The organism is Acidobacteriota bacterium (assembly GCA_030697165.1).
Lineage (GTDB): Bacteria > Acidobacteriota > Vicinamibacteria > Vicinamibacterales > UBA2999 > 12-FULL-67-14b.
In genome coordinates this window covers 1-15358 of sequence record JAUYQQ010000022.1, presented here as the reverse complement: position 1 = coordinate 15358, position 15358 = coordinate 1, and the positions used below count along the sequence as shown (strand labels likewise).

Genomic DNA, 15358 nt, shown 5'->3' with positions numbered 1-15358 from the left:
CGGCAATAGTCCGCCTACAGGCGGACGCTACATCTGAAGGTAGAGTCCGGCTTCAGCCGGACTAATACTTCGGCTGAGACGGATCGACCTGGTCGATCCAGCCCAGAATGCCGCCGGTGAGGTTGCGAACACCCGTAAACCCTTTAGAACGAAGGAATTCCTGTGCCCTGGCGCTGCGGACTCCCGACTTGCACTGAGACACGATGGTGGCGTTCGGGTCGAGCTCCACGTAGCGCTTCGGCAGGTCGCCCAGCGGAATAAGGATCGATCCGGGGATCTTGTTGATTTGGTATTCCTGGGGTTCGCGGACATCGAGGATCACGACCTTTTCGCCCCGGTCCAGTTCGGCCTTCAGTTCGCGGGCCGTTACAGCGTCTGCGTTCGTCATCATTGGCTTTGCCGCCTCCAGCTGGTGCGGCGCCACGCCGCAGAACTGCTCGTAATCGATCAACTTGGTCACCGTCGGGTGGGTGCCGCACACCGGGCAGTCGGCATCCTTGCGCAGCTTCAACTCGCGGAAGCGCATGCGCAGCGCGTCGTAGATCATGAACCGGCCAATCAGCGGCTCGCCGATACCGAGGATCAGCTTGATGGTTTCGGTCGCCTGGATCACGCCGATGATCCCGGGCAGCACGCCGAACACGCCGCCCTCGGCGCAGCTCGGCACCAGACCCGGCGGCGGCGGCTCGGGATACAGGCAGCGATAGCACGGACCGTCCTTGGTCGCGAACACCGATGCCTGCCCTTCGAAACGGAAGATGCTGCCGTAGGCGTTCGGCTTGCCGCTGAGCACGCAGGCGTCGTTCACCAGGTAACGGGTCGGGAAGTTGTCGGTACCGTCCAGGATCACGTCGTACGGCGCGAAGAACTCCATCGCGTTCTCGGAGCTCAAGGCCGCGTCGTAGGTCTCGATGTGAACGTTCGGGTTGAGCGCGTTCAGCCGATCCTTCGCCGAGTCCAGCTTCGGCCGGCCCACGTCGGGCGTGCCGTGCAGCAACTGCCGCTGCAGGTTGCTGAAGTCCACGACGTCGAAGTCGACAATGCCGATGGTGCCGACACCGGCGGCGGCGAGATACATCGCCGCGGGCGAACCGAGGCCACCGGCGCCAATGCACAGCACCTTGGACGCCTTCAGCTTGCGCTGCCCCTCGACGCCGACCTCCGGCATGATCAAGTGGCGGCTGTAGCGCTTGATCTCGTCGCCCGACAACTCGGGCAGCGATTCACCACTGGGCCTTGCCCCGAGCGACTCGGGGTGTGCCGGAGTCGAAGGGGCGCCGCCCGCCACCGACGGGATGATGCTGACCGTGTCGCCCGCCTTGACCGGTGTCTCGTTCTTCTGCAAATACCGGATGTCATCGTCATTCACGTAGATGTTGACGAAGCTGCGCAGCTTGCCGTCGGCCGCGTACAGGTGCTGCTTCAACCCGCCGTACTGGGTGGTCAGGTTCTGCAGCAACTCGCCGACCGTCGCGCCGCTCACCTCCACGGTGTCGAGCTTGTCGGTAAAGGGGCGGAGAGGCGTTGGAATGAGGATCTTGGTCATGATTTGGTGATTTGGTGGCTTGGTGATCTGGTGATTTGGCTTCGGGATTCACTGATTTGGAGATTTGGAGATGTGGTGATCGCGACTGGCTCTTCCTCGAAAGCGGAGCGATCTTCTTTCAAGCGCCAAGACGTGAGCAGCTTGTCCTCGCCGGCCATGATCGAAACGATCACGTACGAAAACGACGGCCAGGCGTGGTCGAGGTCGTACTGCGACGGCCGCGCCGGGTGATCCGGGTGCGAGTGATAGAAGCCGAGCAGGTCGAGCCCGGTTTCGCGGCCGCGCGTCTCGGCGCCGCGATAATCGTCGGGCCGCACCAGGAAGCGGCGGCGCGGGCCTTCCTCGGTAGTGTTCGGCAGTGGATGCGCTTCGTGCACCACGCCGTCGCGGCCGAGCATGGCGCCGCAGCATTCATGCGGAAACGCCTCCCGGCCATGGGCCCGAATCGCGGCATCGACGGCCGGCTGCAGCACGAGACCGTCCATCAGTTGGTGCCGCCAATCGACGCGCCTTCCGGGGCGTCGAGAATGACCTGCCCCGGCACCACGTCAACGATCGACGAGGTGCTGCTCGGGGTAATAGTGGGAAGGGACATATCCGACTTGCTACTTCAGCGCGGCGATTATCCTGACTTGCGCCCTGATCTCCAGCTCGCCGGCGGCGACCGGCGTGCTCGCGTCCTCGGCCTTCATGCGCATGGCCATCACCGGCATCTCGGGGCCGCGGCCGACCGACGACTCCTCAATCCGGATCACGCGATCGATCGTGCGCTTCGCACCGGCGGCCAGCGCCTCGGCGCGGCCCATGGCATTGGCCACGGCCAGCTGCAGCGCCTCGCGCTCGAGCGCCTCGCGGTTCTTGACCTCGAAACGAAGGCCGTGAAGGTTGGTCGCGCCGGATCCCACGGCGGCATCGAGCACGTCGCCGAGCTTCGCGAAGTCGTCAACCCGCACTTCAATGGTGTTGCGAGCCACGTAGCCGCGCGGCGTCTGCCGGCCATTGGCGTAGTCGTATTCCAACTGCAGGTCGATTGCGATGGTGCGAATGGCATCCTTGGCGATGCCAAGCGCGCCGAGCTTCTGCTGCACGGCGGTCATCGCCTCGGCGTTGCGCGACTGGGCCTCTTTCGAAACCTTCGATCGGCTCTCGGTGCCAATGGTCACCCACGCCTGGTCGGGTACGGCCTTCACCACGCCTTCGCCCGACACCACCACCGTCGGCGGCTCAGGCGGGGCCGTTTGTGCGGCAGCGACGGTGGCAGAGGCGATCACGAAAGCGAAAGCGATTCTTAGGAGTGCCATGGTGCCAGTGTGCCACGGAGCCTGGCACTTTGGCACCTTAGGCACCTTAGGCACCTTAGCTTCTATCCCGACCCGTCGTCCGAGTAGACGACGCGAAAACCAATGCTGTAGGCATAGGTATCGGGCGGCACCTTGTGCCGATGCGCGCAGCGAAGCTGGTCGACGTCGTGCGTGACCCACGAGCCGCCGCGCAGCACGCGCAACGTGCCGCTGCCCGGCCCGCGCGGGTTGCGGTTTTCGCCGCTGCGGTAGGCATCGGCGCGATACCAATCGGCCACCCACTGCCAGACGTTGCCGGCCATGTCGTAGAGCTGCATCTCGTTGGGCGGATAGCAGCCGACCGGACGCGTCCCCCGGTGCCGCTTCAGCGCCGGGTCGGGCAGAAAGTTCGCACGTGAGGCGTCCACGTCATCCCCCCAGGGATAGCGGGTGCCGACGCGGCCACCGCGCGCGGCGCGCTCCCACTCGGCTTCGGTCGGCAGCCGGACCAGCCGGCCGACGCGCCCGCTCAGCCACCGGCAATAGGCGGTCGCGTCGGAATGGGTGACCAGGGTCACTGGGTGGCGCGCGCGTTCGCGCGGGGGCTCGCCGCCGCGCCACACGTACGGCGCCGCGAGTTCCCGGAATGCCGACTCCTGGGCTGGCGTCACGAACAGCGGCAAGTCGCGAATCGCCGGCGCGCCGTAGCCCGCTTCGCGGGCGAACTCGGCGTACTGCTCGACGGTAATGGGGTGGATCGACGCATAAAACGCGTCCACATGAACTGGATGCGACGGTCGCTCGTCGTCGGCGCCCTCGTCCGAACCCATGGCGAACTCGCCGGCGGGGACGCGAACGAAACGCGGGATTGGGTCATCACGCATCCGGGGGGTCGCAGGCAGTATAAACTGCCGGGCATGCGACTCGAACAATTCGACATGGAACGGATGCAGTCCACTTTCGAAAACCTGGTTGAATTCAACCTGTCGGAGAGCGGGGTGCGCCCCCTGACGCCGCGGGAACTGGTGGAGGATGCGGCCGGGCTCGACGGGCTCCTGGACCAGCCGCTGGTCTATTCCCAGTCGAACGGCACCATCGAGCTGCGGACGGCGATTGCCGCGCTGTATCCCGGCGCAGGCATCGACCACATCGAGGTGACCAACGGCGGGTCCGAGGCCAACTTCATCACCACGTTCCGGCTGATCGAGCCCGGCGACGAGGTGGTCATGCTGGTGCCCAACTACATGCAGACCTGGGGCCTGGCGCGGGCGTTCGGCGCCACGGTGCGCGAATGGCGGTTCATCGAGGACCGCGCCGCCGGCCGGTGGCGGGTCGACCTGGCCGCGCTCGAAGCGCTCGTCACGGCGAAGACCCGGATGATCGTGATCTGCAACCCGAACAACCCGACCGGGGCCCGGCTCACGGCGAGCGACCTCGACGGCATTGCCAACATCGCCGACCGCCACGGCGCGTGGATCCTGTCGGACGAGGTGTATCGCGGGGCCGAGATCGACGGGCAGGAAACCGCGTCGATGTGGGGCCGGTCCGAGCGCGCGATCGTCACGAGCGGCCTGTCCAAGGCCTACGGCCTGCCTGGCCTGCGCATCGGCTGGATCGTCGCCCCACCGCCGCTCGTGGCCGCGTTCTGGTCGTACCACGACTACGTGACCATCGCCCCGGGCGCACTCAGCGATCGCCTGGCGCGGGTGGCCATGGCGCCGGCACGGCGCGAGCGCCTGCTCGAGCGGACGCGAACCATCCTGCGCACCAACCTGCCGCTGATCGAAGCCTGGCTGCGCGAGGCCGGCGGCTTCGAGTGGATTCGGCCCGAAGCTGGCGCCATTGTCTACGTGCGCTACGGCCACGCCATCAACTCGACGGCGCTCGCGCACCGCGTCCGCGAGGAGAAGAGCGTGCTGATCGTGCCCGGCGATCACTTCGGCATGGATGGGTACCTGCGACTGGGCTTCGGCGAGCCGCCGGCCTACAACCGCACCGGCCTCGACCGGCTGCGCGAAGTGCTCGCGACGCTGCCGGCGGGCGCCACGACGCCACGGGCGCCCTCGTTCGCATGAGCCAGCCCGAGCTGCCGCTCGTCCTCATTGGCTTCGGCAACGTGGCGCGCCGCTTTCTGCGCCTGCTGGATGAGACCGCGGATCGCCTTGATTTCACCTGGAAGGTGGTCGGCATCGCGACCAAGCACCATGGCTCGGTGATCGACACCCAGGGTATTGACGTCGCGCGCGCCATTTCGATCGTGGAAGGCCGCCAGTCGCTCGACCGGCTCGACCCCGAGCCGCGCGAGCGCAGCGGCATCGACGTGATCCGCCAGGTGGCCGACGCCCTGGCCGACGAGGCCGCCGAGGGGCGGCTGGTGTGCATCGAGACGACGGTGCTCGACATCGATCGCGGCGAACCGGCCGTGTCGCACGTGCGGGCGGCGCTCGAAGGCCAGGCGCACGTCGTGACGGCCAACAAGGGGCCGGCGGCGTTCGCGTTTCATGAACTCGAGGCGCTCGCCGAATCGGTTGACCGGATCTTCTTCTTCGAAGGCGCGGTGATGGACGGGGTGCCGGTCTTCAACCTGGTGCGCGAGACGATGCCGGCGATTGTCATCGACGGCTTCCGCGGCGTGATCAACAGCACCTGCAACTTCATCCTGACCGAACTCGAGCGCGGCAAGCAGTTCGACCAGGCGGTGGCCGAGATGCAGGCGCGCGGCATTGCCGAAGCTGACCCGACGCTCGACGTCGACGGCTGGGACGCGGCCGCCAAGACGGCGGCGCTGGTGAACGTGTTGATGGGCAGCGCCATGACGCCGCATCATGTCGCGCGGACCGGCATTCGCGACGTCACCGGGCTCGATGTCCGCGACGCGCTCGGCCGGAACCGCCGCATCCGGCTGGTCGCCTCGGCGACGCGCCAGGGCGGCAAGGTGCGGGCGCGGGTTGAACCCGAGGTACTCGACCGCACCGACCCGCTCGCCAGTCTCGAGGGCGTCGAGAACGCGCTCTATCTCAACACCGACCTGCTCGGCGAGGTTGGCATCGTCCAACGCGCCGGCGACCTGACGCAAACCGCGTATGCGCTGCTGAGCGACCTCTCGCGCATTTCGCAACGCCTGCGCGACCTGTAACCAACCCTTTTGATTCGTGGAAGCTCATGCCCGGACCGTTAGCAGGCTTTACTGTTCTGGATCTCACTCGGGTGCTGTCGGGCCCGTACTGCACGATGGTGCTCGGCGACCTCGGCGCGCGCATCATCAAGGTTGAGCAGCCCGGCAAGGGCGATGACACGCGGGCGTGGGGTCCGCCGTTCATCGGCGCCGAGAGCGCGTATTTCCTGAGCATCAACCGCAACAAAGAAAGCGTCACGCTCGACTACAAGCCGGCGGCCGGCCGCGCCGTGCTCGAGAAACTCGTCGCGCAGGCCGACGTGCTGGTCGAGAACTTCCGGCCCGGCACGCTCGAGCGGGCGGGCTTCGGGTGGGAGGCCATGCACGAGCGCTTTCCGCGGCTGGTCTACGCGTCGATCGCGGGCTACGGGCAGACCGGGCCGCGGCGCAACGAGGCCGGCTACGACGCGGTGATGCAAGCCGAGGGCGGCCTGATGAGCGTGACCGGCGAGGCCGATCGGCCCGGCTACCGCCTGGGCGTGGCGATCACCGACATGGTGTCGGGCCTCTACTGCGCCCAGGGCATTACCGCCGCGCTGCTGGCGCGCGAACGGTCGGGGCGCGGCCAACGGGTGGACATCGGCATGCTCGACACCACGGCGGCGCTGCTGACGTACCAGGCCGCCAACTGGTTTGCGACCGGCAAGACGCCGCAGCGCCAGGGCAACCGTCACGCCACCATTGCCCCGTACGAAACCTTCACCACCGCCGATGGCGAAATTGTGATCGCGGTCGGCAATGACGAGATCTGGAAGCGCTTCTGCCCGGCCGCGGGCCTGCCCGAACTGGCCGCCAATCCGCGATTCGCGACCAACAAGGACCGCATGGCGAACTACGACGAGATGCGTCCGCCGATCGACCTTGTCTTCCGCACGGCGACCAGCGCCGAGTGGATTGCCCGCCTGAACGCGGCCGGGGTGCCCAACGGCGAAGTGCGCGACATTGGCCAGATGCTGAACGACCCGCACCTGGCCGCGCGCGAGATGGTGCAGACGCTGATGCACCCGACCATTGGCGCCACCCGCGTGATCGGCGCGCCCATCAAGCTGTCGGACACACCCGCCAGCCTGCGCACGGCGCCGCCCGTGCTGGGCCAGCACACCGACGCGGTGCTCGCCGAACTGGGCTACTCGCCGGCGGAGGTGGCCGCCCTTCGCAACACCCGGGTGGTCTGAACGAGTAAGATCAGAGCAATGGCTGATGTGGCTGTCGTCCGGAAGCGGGTCAAGACCGCGATTGAGCAGGCTCGCAGGGACCAGGCGGAACGCCGCGGCCGGGTCACCGAGGCCACCAAGGCCTACGAGACCTTCCTCGAAGGCGCCGCGATCCCGGTGTTCAAGATGTTTGCGAACATCCTGAAATCCGAGGGCCTGCACTTCGAGGTAATGACCCCGGCCGGCGGCGCGCGGCTGCAGTCGGAACGCCAGCGCGACGACAGCATCGAGCTCGAGCTGGACACCGCCGCCAACCCGCCGCAGCCGCTCGTCACCATCACCCGCGTCCGCGGCAGCCGCATCGTGCAATCGGATCGCCCGATCAAGGGCAACACGCCGCTGGCACAGCTGACGGAAGACGATGTGATCGAGATGTTGCTGGAAGAACTGCGGCCCTGGCTCTTGTAGGCCACAGATTGGCGCAGATTAAACACCGACCGGGCTGGCCCCTTCGCTAGGCCAGGCGTTCGACGACGCTCGTATCGATGCCTTCGCGCTTGAGGCCGGCCAGCAAGCGGTCGCGATCGGGCGACTTGCGGAACGCCTCGCGCACATCGACCACTCCCGAATGCACGAGGGCGACCAGCGCGTCGGCCATGGGCACCATGCCGTGCTTGCGTCCGCCTTCGAGCGCCTTCTGCAGCTGTCCCGGCACACCGTCGCTGATGACGCGCGTGACCGCGGCCGTCGCCAGCAACACTTCACGAGCCGCGACCCGTCCGCCGCCGGCCTTCTTCAACAACACCTGCGACACGCCGCCGCGGAACGACTCGGCCATAGCCGCCTGGACGCCGGCGCGCGTGCTGGCCGGCGCCAGCTCGACGAAACGCTCAACGGCGTCGGTCATCGACGGCGCCGCGATCGAGACGAACACCAGGGCTTCGGAGGCGGCCTGCAGCAACAGCGGGACCATTTGCGCCGACACGAGGTCATCGACGACCAGCACGTCGGGGTCCTCGCGCAGGGCCGCGCGCGCGGCGGTCAGCGCTTCGTCCGCGCCACCGCGAATTTCGCGCTGGCTGACAATGGCGGTGCGGTTGTCGTGGACGAGCCGGATTTGCCGTTCGAGCGTGACCACGTATTCGGCCCGCTGACGGTTGACGAGGTCCACCAGCGCCGACACCAGGGTTGACTTGCCGCTGCCGTGCGAGCCGGCGACCAGCACCAGGCCCTGCGGCTCGGTGGCCAGTGCCTGCACCTCGCGCGACAGGCCGAGTTGTTCGGCCGTGGCGGCGCGGGTCGCGATCATCCGGAACACCACGCCTGGCCCGCGGTGATCGGTAAAGGTCATGCAACGGACGCGGCCGAGGTCGGCGAACTCGGTGATCCACTCCGTGGAGTCGCCGCGGCCGACCGCTTCCTGTGCCGTCTCGGGCACAATCTCCATGACCGCCGCTTCGACGTCGGCCCGGCTCATGGTGGGCTCGCCCTCGAGCGGGCGGATGTCGCCCTCCACGCGAATCGAGGGACGGCAATCGGACGTGACAAACAGCGCCGACGCGGTGCGCGCGGCGGCAAGCCGCAGCAACCGCTCGACGCCGGAGACGCGCACGTTGGTGGAGCGGGGCGGCACTTCAATACGGACGGTCCGCGTCATCTGGAGCACGGGCGCCAGTTCTGGAACGTCGGGAGGGTGGAATGCCGCAGGCGCCTCGTAAGCCGCGGGAGGCTCGTATGCAGCCGGTGGCTCTGGTGCAACCGGCTCTGCGATCGTGACGGGCGGTTCGAGTGCCACCATCGGCTCGGCCAAGGGTGGCTCGAGCACCTCTGGCACCTCGGCTGGTGGCCACAGCCGCCCTTCGAGCATCTCGACTGATGACGGCGCTTCGGCGGCGGCTGACTCCTCGGCAACCGGCTCTGGAATCTCAGCGATCTCGGCGACCGGCTCGGGAACCTCGGCGACCATCTCGAGGCTCTCGGCAACCGGCTCGGGAGTCTCGACGACCATCTCCGCGATCTCGGCCACCGGTGGCGGCTCGTCGGCGAGCGGCCACAGGTCCGCGTCGGTCAGCACTGGCTCGTCGAGGGCCTGCGCGTCCTCGATCGCCTGCAGTTCGTCGAGCACTCGCTGTTCGTCTTCAGACAATGAGACCTCGACGACCACGGGCGCTTCGGCGAGCGGTGCTTCGATGGGCGGCGCCACTTCAACAGCCGCGACGGCTTCAACCAGAACCGGTTCGGGAGCGATCTCGATCGGTTCGGGCACGTTCTCGATGACTGGTTCGACAGCGCTTTCGATGAGCGGCTCAGCCGCGCTCTCGATCACGGGTTCGTGAACGGGTTCGATGACGGGCTCGGCAGCGCTCTCGATGATCGGTTCCGCGACGCTTTCGATAACGGGCTCGGCCACGCTCTCGATGGCTGGTTCGGCAACCATCTCGACGCCGGGTTCGGCCACAGCTTCGATGACTGGGTCGGGAACGCTTTCGACCATCGCCGGTGGGGTCACGACTTCAACGGCAGCTGGCGGCGCGGGGGCCACGGCCGCCGGGGCCGCCGCCACGGCCGCCTGGCGGCGCCGGCGAATCTCGATCCAGATGTCGTCGCCGCCGCGCGCGGCGACGACGGTAAAGGCGTCGCCCTCGTGCGCCGGGAGTCGATGCTCCACCGCGCCAAACTCCTGGAGCGAATCCTGCGCGGCCGTCGGCAACAGCTGCTGCAGCATGCCGGTCATGGCGTCGAGGTTGAGAATCTGCGTCGACAGGTCGAGCGTCCCGGCACCCACCACGACGTACGGCCGCTCGCCGACGTGCATCACCAGCGCGTCGCCGTCGGCGCGGACCATCGCGGAAAGGAGGGATTCGACTAATGCCACAAAAAATACGGTGCCTACGGTGCCTACGGTGCCTGAGGTGCCTGAGGTGCCTAGGGTGCCACACTGTCAGCGTGCCAAAGTGCAGGGCGCTGCATAGCAGTGCACACTTCGAACACCGCGTTCACTTAGTTAATCGGTTGAGGAGGGAGCCAACGTTAGCGCGCGCGTTGTGCGACGTGCAGGGTCATCAGCCCAAACAACCGCGGCACCACCGTCACTGCGGTGAAGCCTCGCGCGGTCAGCAGCTCAGCCACACCGGCGGCACCGGGGTAGCGGCGAATCGAAGCGGGAATATAGCGATAGGTGTCGGGGTCGCGGTGCAGGAGCCAGCCAAGGCCGGCGCCGACGACCGTGAGGTACGCCAGGTAGGCGCCACGGACCAGCGGCGGCTCGGGGCGGTTGAAGTCGAGCGACAGCAAGCGGCCGCCCGGCCGCAAGACGCGGGCGATCTCGTCGATGGCGGCCGCGAGATCCGGCACGTTGCGCAACCCATAGCCCGTGGTCACCACGTCGAACGACCGCGGCCCAAACGGCAGGTGGGTCATGTCGCCGGTGACCAACCTGGCCGCCGCCGATTTGCGCGCGGCAAGTTGCAGCATGCGATGGGTGAGGTCCAGGCCGACCACCCGCCCACCCTGTGCCGCGGCCGCAAACGCCAGGTCGCCGGTGCCGCACGCCAGGTCGAGCACGCGCTCCCCCGGCTGCAGGCGCGCCCGCGCGATCAGGGTGCGCTTCCAGCGCGCGTCCTGTCCGAACGAGAGCAGCTTGGTGATCAGGTCGTAACGATCGGCGATGGTCGCAAACAGCGCGCGGTTGTGGGCGCGTTTGCGGTCAGGAGTGTCGAACGCCGTCCGCAGGGACATCAGAACCCGAAAAGGGTGCGGGCGATCGCGGCGGTCAGGAGCGTGACGATGAAGCCCAGCGCCAGGGGCATCAACGCGCCGATCGCGGTCCACTTCGCGCTCAGCGTTTCCTTGTAGATGGTGATGATGGTGGTGGCGCAGGGATTGTGCAGCAGCGAGAACAACATCAGGTTGACCGCCGTCAGCATGGTCCAGCCGTGCTCGTCCACGAGCAGGGCGCGCAGCCCGTCCATCGAGTCCATCTCGGTCATCATGCCCTGCGACATGTAGACCATCAGCATGGTCGGGACGACGATTTCGTTGGCCGGAATGGCGATGATGTAGGCGAGCAGGATCACGCCGTCCAGGCCCATGGCCCAGCCGAGCGGATCGAGGAAGGTCGCGGTCCGCGTCGCCAGGCTCACGCCACCGGGCGAGATGTTGGCCAGCAGCCAAATCACCGCGCCGGCCGGTGCGGCCGTGACAATGGCGCGCCACAAGACGAACAGCGTGCGATCGATCAACGAGGTGTAGAGGATCCGCGCCATCGCCGGCCGGCGGTAGGGCGGCAACTCGAGGGTAAAAGCCGAGGCCTCGCCCCGCAACACGGTCTTCGACAGCGCCCACGACGCGACCAGGGTGAACAGCACCCCCACCAGCACGATCCCCACCACCGACCCGGCGGCCACCAGCGAGGCCACGGCCGGCGGAAACGCGGCGGCGACAAAGATGGTGGCCAGCATGATCAACGTCGGAAAACGGCCGTTGCAGGGCACGAAGTTGTTGGTCAGGATCGCGACCAGCCGTTCGCGCGGCGAGTCGATCACGCGCGTGGCAATCACGCCGGCGGCGTTGCAGCCAAAGCCCATGGCCATCGACAGCGCCTGCTTGCCGTGCGCCCCGGCGCGCTTGAACAGGTAGTCGAGGTTGAAGGCCACCCGCGGCAGGTAGCCCAGGTCCTCGAGAATGGTGAAGAGGGGAAAGAAGATCGCCATCGGCGGCAGCATCACGCTAATCACCCAGGCCAGCCCGCGAAACACGCCGTGCCAGATAAAACCGGTGAGCCACCACGGCGAGCCGAGCTCGGTGAACCAGCCGGCCGCCAGGTCCTCGAACCAGAAAAACCCCGACGCCAGCATCTGCGACGGCACGTTGGCGCCGATGATCGTGAGCCAGAAGATCACCGCCAGGATCACCAGCATCAGCGGCAGCCCGAACAGCCGGGAGGTCACGACCCGGTCGATCCGCTGATCGAGTTCGAGCGGACGCGAACCGGCATCCTGCACGGCTCGCCGCGTGATCCGTTCCACCTCACCGTATAGCGACGTCACGACCTCTTCGCGAAAGCCGGCATCGAGCGAGCGGCGCAGGGCCGCCGCCTCGCGGACGATGTCCGCGGGAGTGACGACGCTCGCCTCGCTCACTGCGCCCCCTGCAGCGCGATCTTCTTGCTGAAGCGGGCATCCGGGGCTTGCTGCCGCACCACCAGTTCCGCCAGCCGGCCGCTGGCCAGCGCCTCTTCCACCGGCACGTCGCCGTCGAGCAGGCGGATGGCAATCCACCGCGCGTTCGGCACGCCGGGCGCCGCCGCTTCGATCATCGGCACCAGCGTGCTGATGGCGCGCTCGAACTCCGGCGTCCCCTTGGACCGCAGCGGCTGCGTCACCGCCTCGCCCGAGGCGACCGCCGCCACTTCACCAAGCAGTGCCATCATGTTCTCGCCGGTGCGCGCCACGATCGGGATGGCCGGCACGCCCAGGTCGCGCGCGAGGCTGCGCGTGTCGACCTCGATGCCGCGCCGCTTGGCCTCGTCCATCAGGTTCACGGCCACCACGACGCGATCGGTGATCTCGAGCACCTGGAGCACCAAGTACAAGTTGCGTTCGAGCGCGCTGGCATCCACCACGACCACGGTGCAATCCGGCCGGCCGAACAACAGGAAATTCCGCGCGACCTCCTCATCGTCGGACGCCGACAACAGCGAGTAGGTACCCGGCAGGTCAACGAGCTTGTAGCGGACGCCGCCGAACTGAAAGCCGCCCTCGGCGCGCGTGACGGTCTTGCCGGGCCAGTTGCCGGTGTGCTGGCGCAGGCCGGTCAGCGAGTTGAACAGCGTGGACTTACCGGTGTTTGGATTGCCGGCCAGGGCCACGACGCGATCGAACGCCCCGACGGCCGCGCCGAGCTGCGCCATTTCGGCATGCACCGGGCAGGCTTCGCAATTGTGTTCGACGCTCATGATGCGCTTCTCAATCCTTCATCAGGCAGCCGCTTGACGAGTACGCGATCCGATTGTTCGCGCCGCAACGCAATGGTGGTGCCGCGCAGCCGATAGGCGCGCGGGTCGCCGGCAAAGGTCGCCAGGTCACTGCGAATGCGCGCGCCCGGCGTGAAACCCAGATCGAGCAAGCGCCGCCGGGCGAAGCCGCGAAACGCGGGATCGAGCGCGACGACCTCCGCGGTAGCGCCGGTCGGCAGGCCGCTCAGCGGGATCACTCCGTCGGGCCAGGCGGCAGGCGCCGATTCGGCCAGCACCGCGGCGACATGAATGTTGGCCGCGACCACGGGAGCCAGGCGGTACTCGTTCTCGCCGTCGCTGAGTACGACGCGGGTCGGCGAGCGATCGATCACGCGGATGACCTGCCCAAGGCGCAGTCCCTCGGCGGACAGTTGCGCGAAGGCCAGCGGCGGCTCGTCCTCGAGATGCACGATGCGGCCGGGGGTCGAGGGCGGCCACGCGCCGAGTGGTGTGCCCGGTGACTCGGGCACGGCCCCGTCGCCGGAGGGGATCGGGTCGCCGTGGGGATCGTGTGCGGGATGGCCCATCGATGCCGATAGCCGATCCAGTTGTTGCTTGGTTAGTCCGTGTTCGGCCCGCTCGGCCTGCTCGTGAACGCGATCGATCGGGACGCCGAGTTCGTCGGCCAGGTACAGTTCCCACAACCGGTGCGCGCGCAGGACGTGCAGCGCCACGCGCTCCCCTTCAGGCGTCAGCTGGAACTGCGCGCCTTCGGACCGGACCAGGCCCTCGCGCTCGAGTCTCTGCGTTAGCGCCATCAACTGCCGGTCACCCATGCGGAGCACGCCCTGCAGCGAGGCAAACGACGCAGTGTGGCCGTCGGTGGCTTGCCGCAACAGGTGCTTGAGGGCGTTCTCGGTGCGCTCGCGCGTCAGCGAAAGGCGGTACTTGCGCACCTGCGCGACCAACCCGAAGGTCGGGGCAAAGAGTCCGAGTGCGGCGACGAGCAGAAGGATGAGGTAGATCAACAATTTTGAGTCATCAAAATTACATCACGGCAGCTGACAAAAAGTCAAATGGCCTTCCTGCGCAAGTTTGGTAACATGCTGAAAAATAAATGCTTCCGTCGAGTACCGTCGAAAACTACCTGAAAGCGATCTACGTTGGCGAGACCCACCTCGCGGCCGGCCAGAAGCTCGTGCCGATGGGTCAGCTGGCCGTCGCGCTGGGCATTGCTCCCGGCACGGCCACCACCATGGTCAAGGCTCTATCCGAGTCAGACCTTGTGGTCTACGAGCCGTACAACGGCGTGCGGTTGACGCCGGCCGGGCAGAAGCTCGCCGCGCGCGTGCTGCGGCGCCACCGCCTGATCGAACTGTTCCTCGTCCAGGTGATCGGCATGAAGTGGGACGAGGTGCACGACGATGCGGAGCAGATGGAGCACGTGGTGTCGGACCGCCTGATCGAACGCATCGACGAGATGCTCGGGCAACCCGAAGTGGACCCGCACGGCGACCCCATTCCCACCGCCGAGGGCCACCTGCCCCATCGCACGCTCGAAAGCCTGCTGACCTGCCCGCTCAATACGCCGGTGACCGTGGCGCGCGTGACCGATCAGGATGCCGCGTTTCTGCAGTTCATCGAAGGCAACAACCTCAAGCCGGGCCAGACCATCGAGGTCGAAGCGCGCGACGAAGTGTCCGACAGCGTCCGCCTCAAGGGCGCCAACGACGCGCGCATGACGATCGGCGCGCGCGCGGCGTCGAAGTTGCTGGTGACGGGATAGCGTCAGCACCTCCGACAGTTCGCGCCGGTGATCGATGGCGAGCCGGGCGTCGTCGCGCGTGCCAGAGTTGATCGCCCTAAACCTGAGCTGTGCGTTTCCGCCAAGACTTGCAGGAGTGGTAGCAAGGGCGCCGCGCACGGTCAGTGGCAGTGCGGACTCCGTAGATGGTCACCGCGAATATCCTCGCGCGCTAATGGACGTGGGGTAAACCCACGACTCCGCGCCCTGATCCCGCCTTGTTCCTGCATCAAGTGCGGCACCCACTCGGGGTCAAGCGTCATGACGGAAGTTATTCGAACACGCCGGCGAACTGATCGATGTGTCAAACGACAGGGGAAATTGACCCCCTTGCGCCACTAAAACTGACCCCCTCCTAATCACTGTTTTCTGCGGTCAGCGCGAGCCGGCTCGCCGGCGAGCGCCCCCTGTGGGTGCGGCATTGCCGGGATCAAACCGGCCTT

Annotated in this window: 14 protein-coding genes; 5 read left to right on the top strand and 9 right to left on the bottom strand. The window is 67.2% G+C overall.

The genetic code is table 11. The annotated features are described in order from the left end of the window. Nucleotides 1–61: 61 nt before the first annotated feature. The 4 genes from moeB to Q8T13_19625 all read right to left on the bottom strand — a co-directional run bounded on the left by moeB (nt 62) and on the right by Q8T13_19625 (nt 3710). Complete coding sequence (gene moeB / locus Q8T13_19640; GenBank protein ID MDP3719980.1) at nt 62–1546, bottom strand: molybdopterin-synthase adenylyltransferase MoeB; 1485 nt, start codon at nt 1544–1546, stop codon at nt 62–64. Next, entirely contained in the window at nt 1543–2031 is a 489-nt protein-coding gene (locus Q8T13_19635) for a M67 family metallopeptidase (GenBank protein MDP3719979.1), read from the bottom strand. Before Q8T13_19635 ends, moeB begins: the two co-directional genes overlap by 4 nt. A gap of 120 nt (nt 2032–2151) precedes the next feature. Then, a complete protein-coding gene (locus Q8T13_19630) occupies nt 2152–2817 on the bottom strand; it encodes an SIMPL domain-containing protein (GenBank protein ID MDP3719978.1) in 666 nt (221 codons plus the stop codon). 92 nt (nt 2818–2909) lie between these two features. Continuing rightward, nucleotides 2910–3710 carry a formylglycine-generating enzyme family protein gene (locus Q8T13_19625; protein MDP3719977.1) on the bottom strand — a complete coding sequence of 267 codons (801 nt, stop codon included), beginning with the start codon at nt 3708–3710 and terminating at the stop codon, nt 2910–2912. A 33-nt stretch (nt 3711–3743) separates the two neighbouring features. Between Q8T13_19625 and Q8T13_19620 the strand changes: the two genes are divergently transcribed. The 4 genes from Q8T13_19620 to Q8T13_19605 are packed head-to-tail and all read left to right on the top strand — an operon-like array spanning nt 3744 to nt 7623. Beyond that, nucleotides 3744–4901: an aminotransferase class I/II-fold pyridoxal phosphate-dependent enzyme gene (locus Q8T13_19620; protein ID MDP3719976.1), complete on the top strand. Its 1158-nt coding sequence runs from the start codon at nt 3744–3746 to the stop codon at nt 4899–4901. Beyond that, nucleotides 4898–5962: a homoserine dehydrogenase gene (locus Q8T13_19615; protein ID MDP3719975.1), complete on the top strand. Its 1065-nt coding sequence runs from the start codon at nt 4898–4900 to the stop codon at nt 5960–5962. The genes Q8T13_19620 and Q8T13_19615 overlap by 4 nt, the downstream gene beginning before the upstream one ends. A 26-nt stretch (nt 5963–5988) precedes the next feature. Beyond that, nucleotides 5989–7176, top strand: coding sequence for a CaiB/BaiF CoA-transferase family protein (locus tag Q8T13_19610; GenBank protein MDP3719974.1), 1188 nt, complete (start codon nt 5989–5991; stop codon nt 7174–7176). 18 nt (nt 7177–7194) lie between these two features. Then, a complete protein-coding gene (locus tag Q8T13_19605; protein MDP3719973.1) occupies nt 7195–7623 on the top strand; it encodes a hypothetical protein in 429 nt (142 codons plus the stop codon). A 46-nt stretch (nt 7624–7669) separates the two neighbouring features. Here Q8T13_19605 and Q8T13_19600 read toward each other — a convergent pair whose 3' ends face one another. The 5 genes from Q8T13_19600 to Q8T13_19580 form a co-directional block, all read right to left on the bottom strand. Next, nucleotides 7670–10000, bottom strand: a complete 2331-nt coding sequence (locus Q8T13_19600) for an ATPase, T2SS/T4P/T4SS family (protein MDP3719972.1) — start codon at nt 9998–10000, stop codon at nt 7670–7672. A 185-nt stretch (nt 10001–10185) separates the two neighbouring features. Further along, nucleotides 10186–10893: a ubiquinone/menaquinone biosynthesis methyltransferase gene (locus tag Q8T13_19595; protein MDP3719971.1), complete on the bottom strand. Its 708-nt coding sequence runs from the start codon at nt 10891–10893 to the stop codon at nt 10186–10188. Beyond that, complete coding sequence (locus tag Q8T13_19590; GenBank protein MDP3719970.1) at nt 10893–12296, bottom strand: nucleoside recognition domain-containing protein; 1404 nt, start codon at nt 12294–12296, stop codon at nt 10893–10895. The genes Q8T13_19595 and Q8T13_19590 overlap by 1 nt, the downstream gene beginning before the upstream one ends. After that, the gene (locus Q8T13_19585; protein MDP3719969.1) at nt 12293–13111 is read right to left on the bottom strand and encodes a FeoB small GTPase domain-containing protein; all 819 of its coding nucleotides are present in this window, start codon (nt 13109–13111) and stop codon (nt 12293–12295) included. Before Q8T13_19585 ends, Q8T13_19590 begins: the two co-directional genes overlap by 4 nt. Next, nucleotides 13108–14139: an iron dependent repressor, metal binding and dimerization domain protein gene (locus Q8T13_19580; GenBank protein ID MDP3719968.1), complete on the bottom strand. Its 1032-nt coding sequence runs from the start codon at nt 14137–14139 to the stop codon at nt 13108–13110. The genes Q8T13_19585 and Q8T13_19580 overlap by 4 nt, the downstream gene beginning before the upstream one ends. Before the next feature lie 89 nt (nt 14140–14228). Between Q8T13_19580 and Q8T13_19575 the strand changes: the two genes are divergently transcribed. Next, nucleotides 14229–14897: a metal-dependent transcriptional regulator gene (locus Q8T13_19575; protein MDP3719967.1), complete on the top strand. Its 669-nt coding sequence runs from the start codon at nt 14229–14231 to the stop codon at nt 14895–14897. The last annotated feature ends 461 nt before the right edge of the window (nt 14898–15358 follow it).

What these genes read in the sequence shown, in the direction of transcription:
- moeB (MDP3719980.1), bottom strand. Translation starts at nt 1,546, where the DNA reads ATGACCAAGATCCTCATTCCAACGCCTCTCCGCCCCTTTACCGACAAG.
- Q8T13_19635 (MDP3719979.1), bottom strand. Translation starts at nt 2,031, where the DNA reads ATGGACGGTCTCGTGCTGCAGCCGGCCGTCGATGCCGCGATTCGGGCC.
- Q8T13_19625 (MDP3719977.1), bottom strand. Translation starts at nt 3,710, where the DNA reads ATGCGTGATGACCCAATCCCGCGTTTCGTTCGCGTCCCCGCCGGCGAG.
- Q8T13_19620 (MDP3719976.1), top strand. Translation starts at nt 3,744, where the DNA reads ATGCGACTCGAACAATTCGACATGGAACGGATGCAGTCCACTTTCGAA.
- Q8T13_19615 (MDP3719975.1), top strand. Translation starts at nt 4,898, where the DNA reads ATGAGCCAGCCCGAGCTGCCGCTCGTCCTCATTGGCTTCGGCAACGTG.
- Q8T13_19610 (MDP3719974.1), top strand. Translation starts at nt 5,989, where the DNA reads ATGCCCGGACCGTTAGCAGGCTTTACTGTTCTGGATCTCACTCGGGTG.
- Q8T13_19605 (MDP3719973.1), top strand. Translation starts at nt 7,195, where the DNA reads ATGGCTGATGTGGCTGTCGTCCGGAAGCGGGTCAAGACCGCGATTGAG.
- Q8T13_19600 (MDP3719972.1), bottom strand. Translation starts at nt 10,000, where the DNA reads ATGGTCCGCGCCGACGGCGACGCGCTGGTGATGCACGTCGGCGAGCGG.
- Q8T13_19595 (MDP3719971.1), bottom strand. Translation starts at nt 10,893, where the DNA reads ATGTCCCTGCGGACGGCGTTCGACACTCCTGACCGCAAACGCGCCCAC.
- Q8T13_19585 (MDP3719969.1), bottom strand. Translation starts at nt 13,111, where the DNA reads ATGAGCGTCGAACACAATTGCGAAGCCTGCCCGGTGCATGCCGAAATG.
- Q8T13_19575 (MDP3719967.1), top strand. Translation starts at nt 14,229, where the DNA reads ATGCTTCCGTCGAGTACCGTCGAAAACTACCTGAAAGCGATCTACGTT.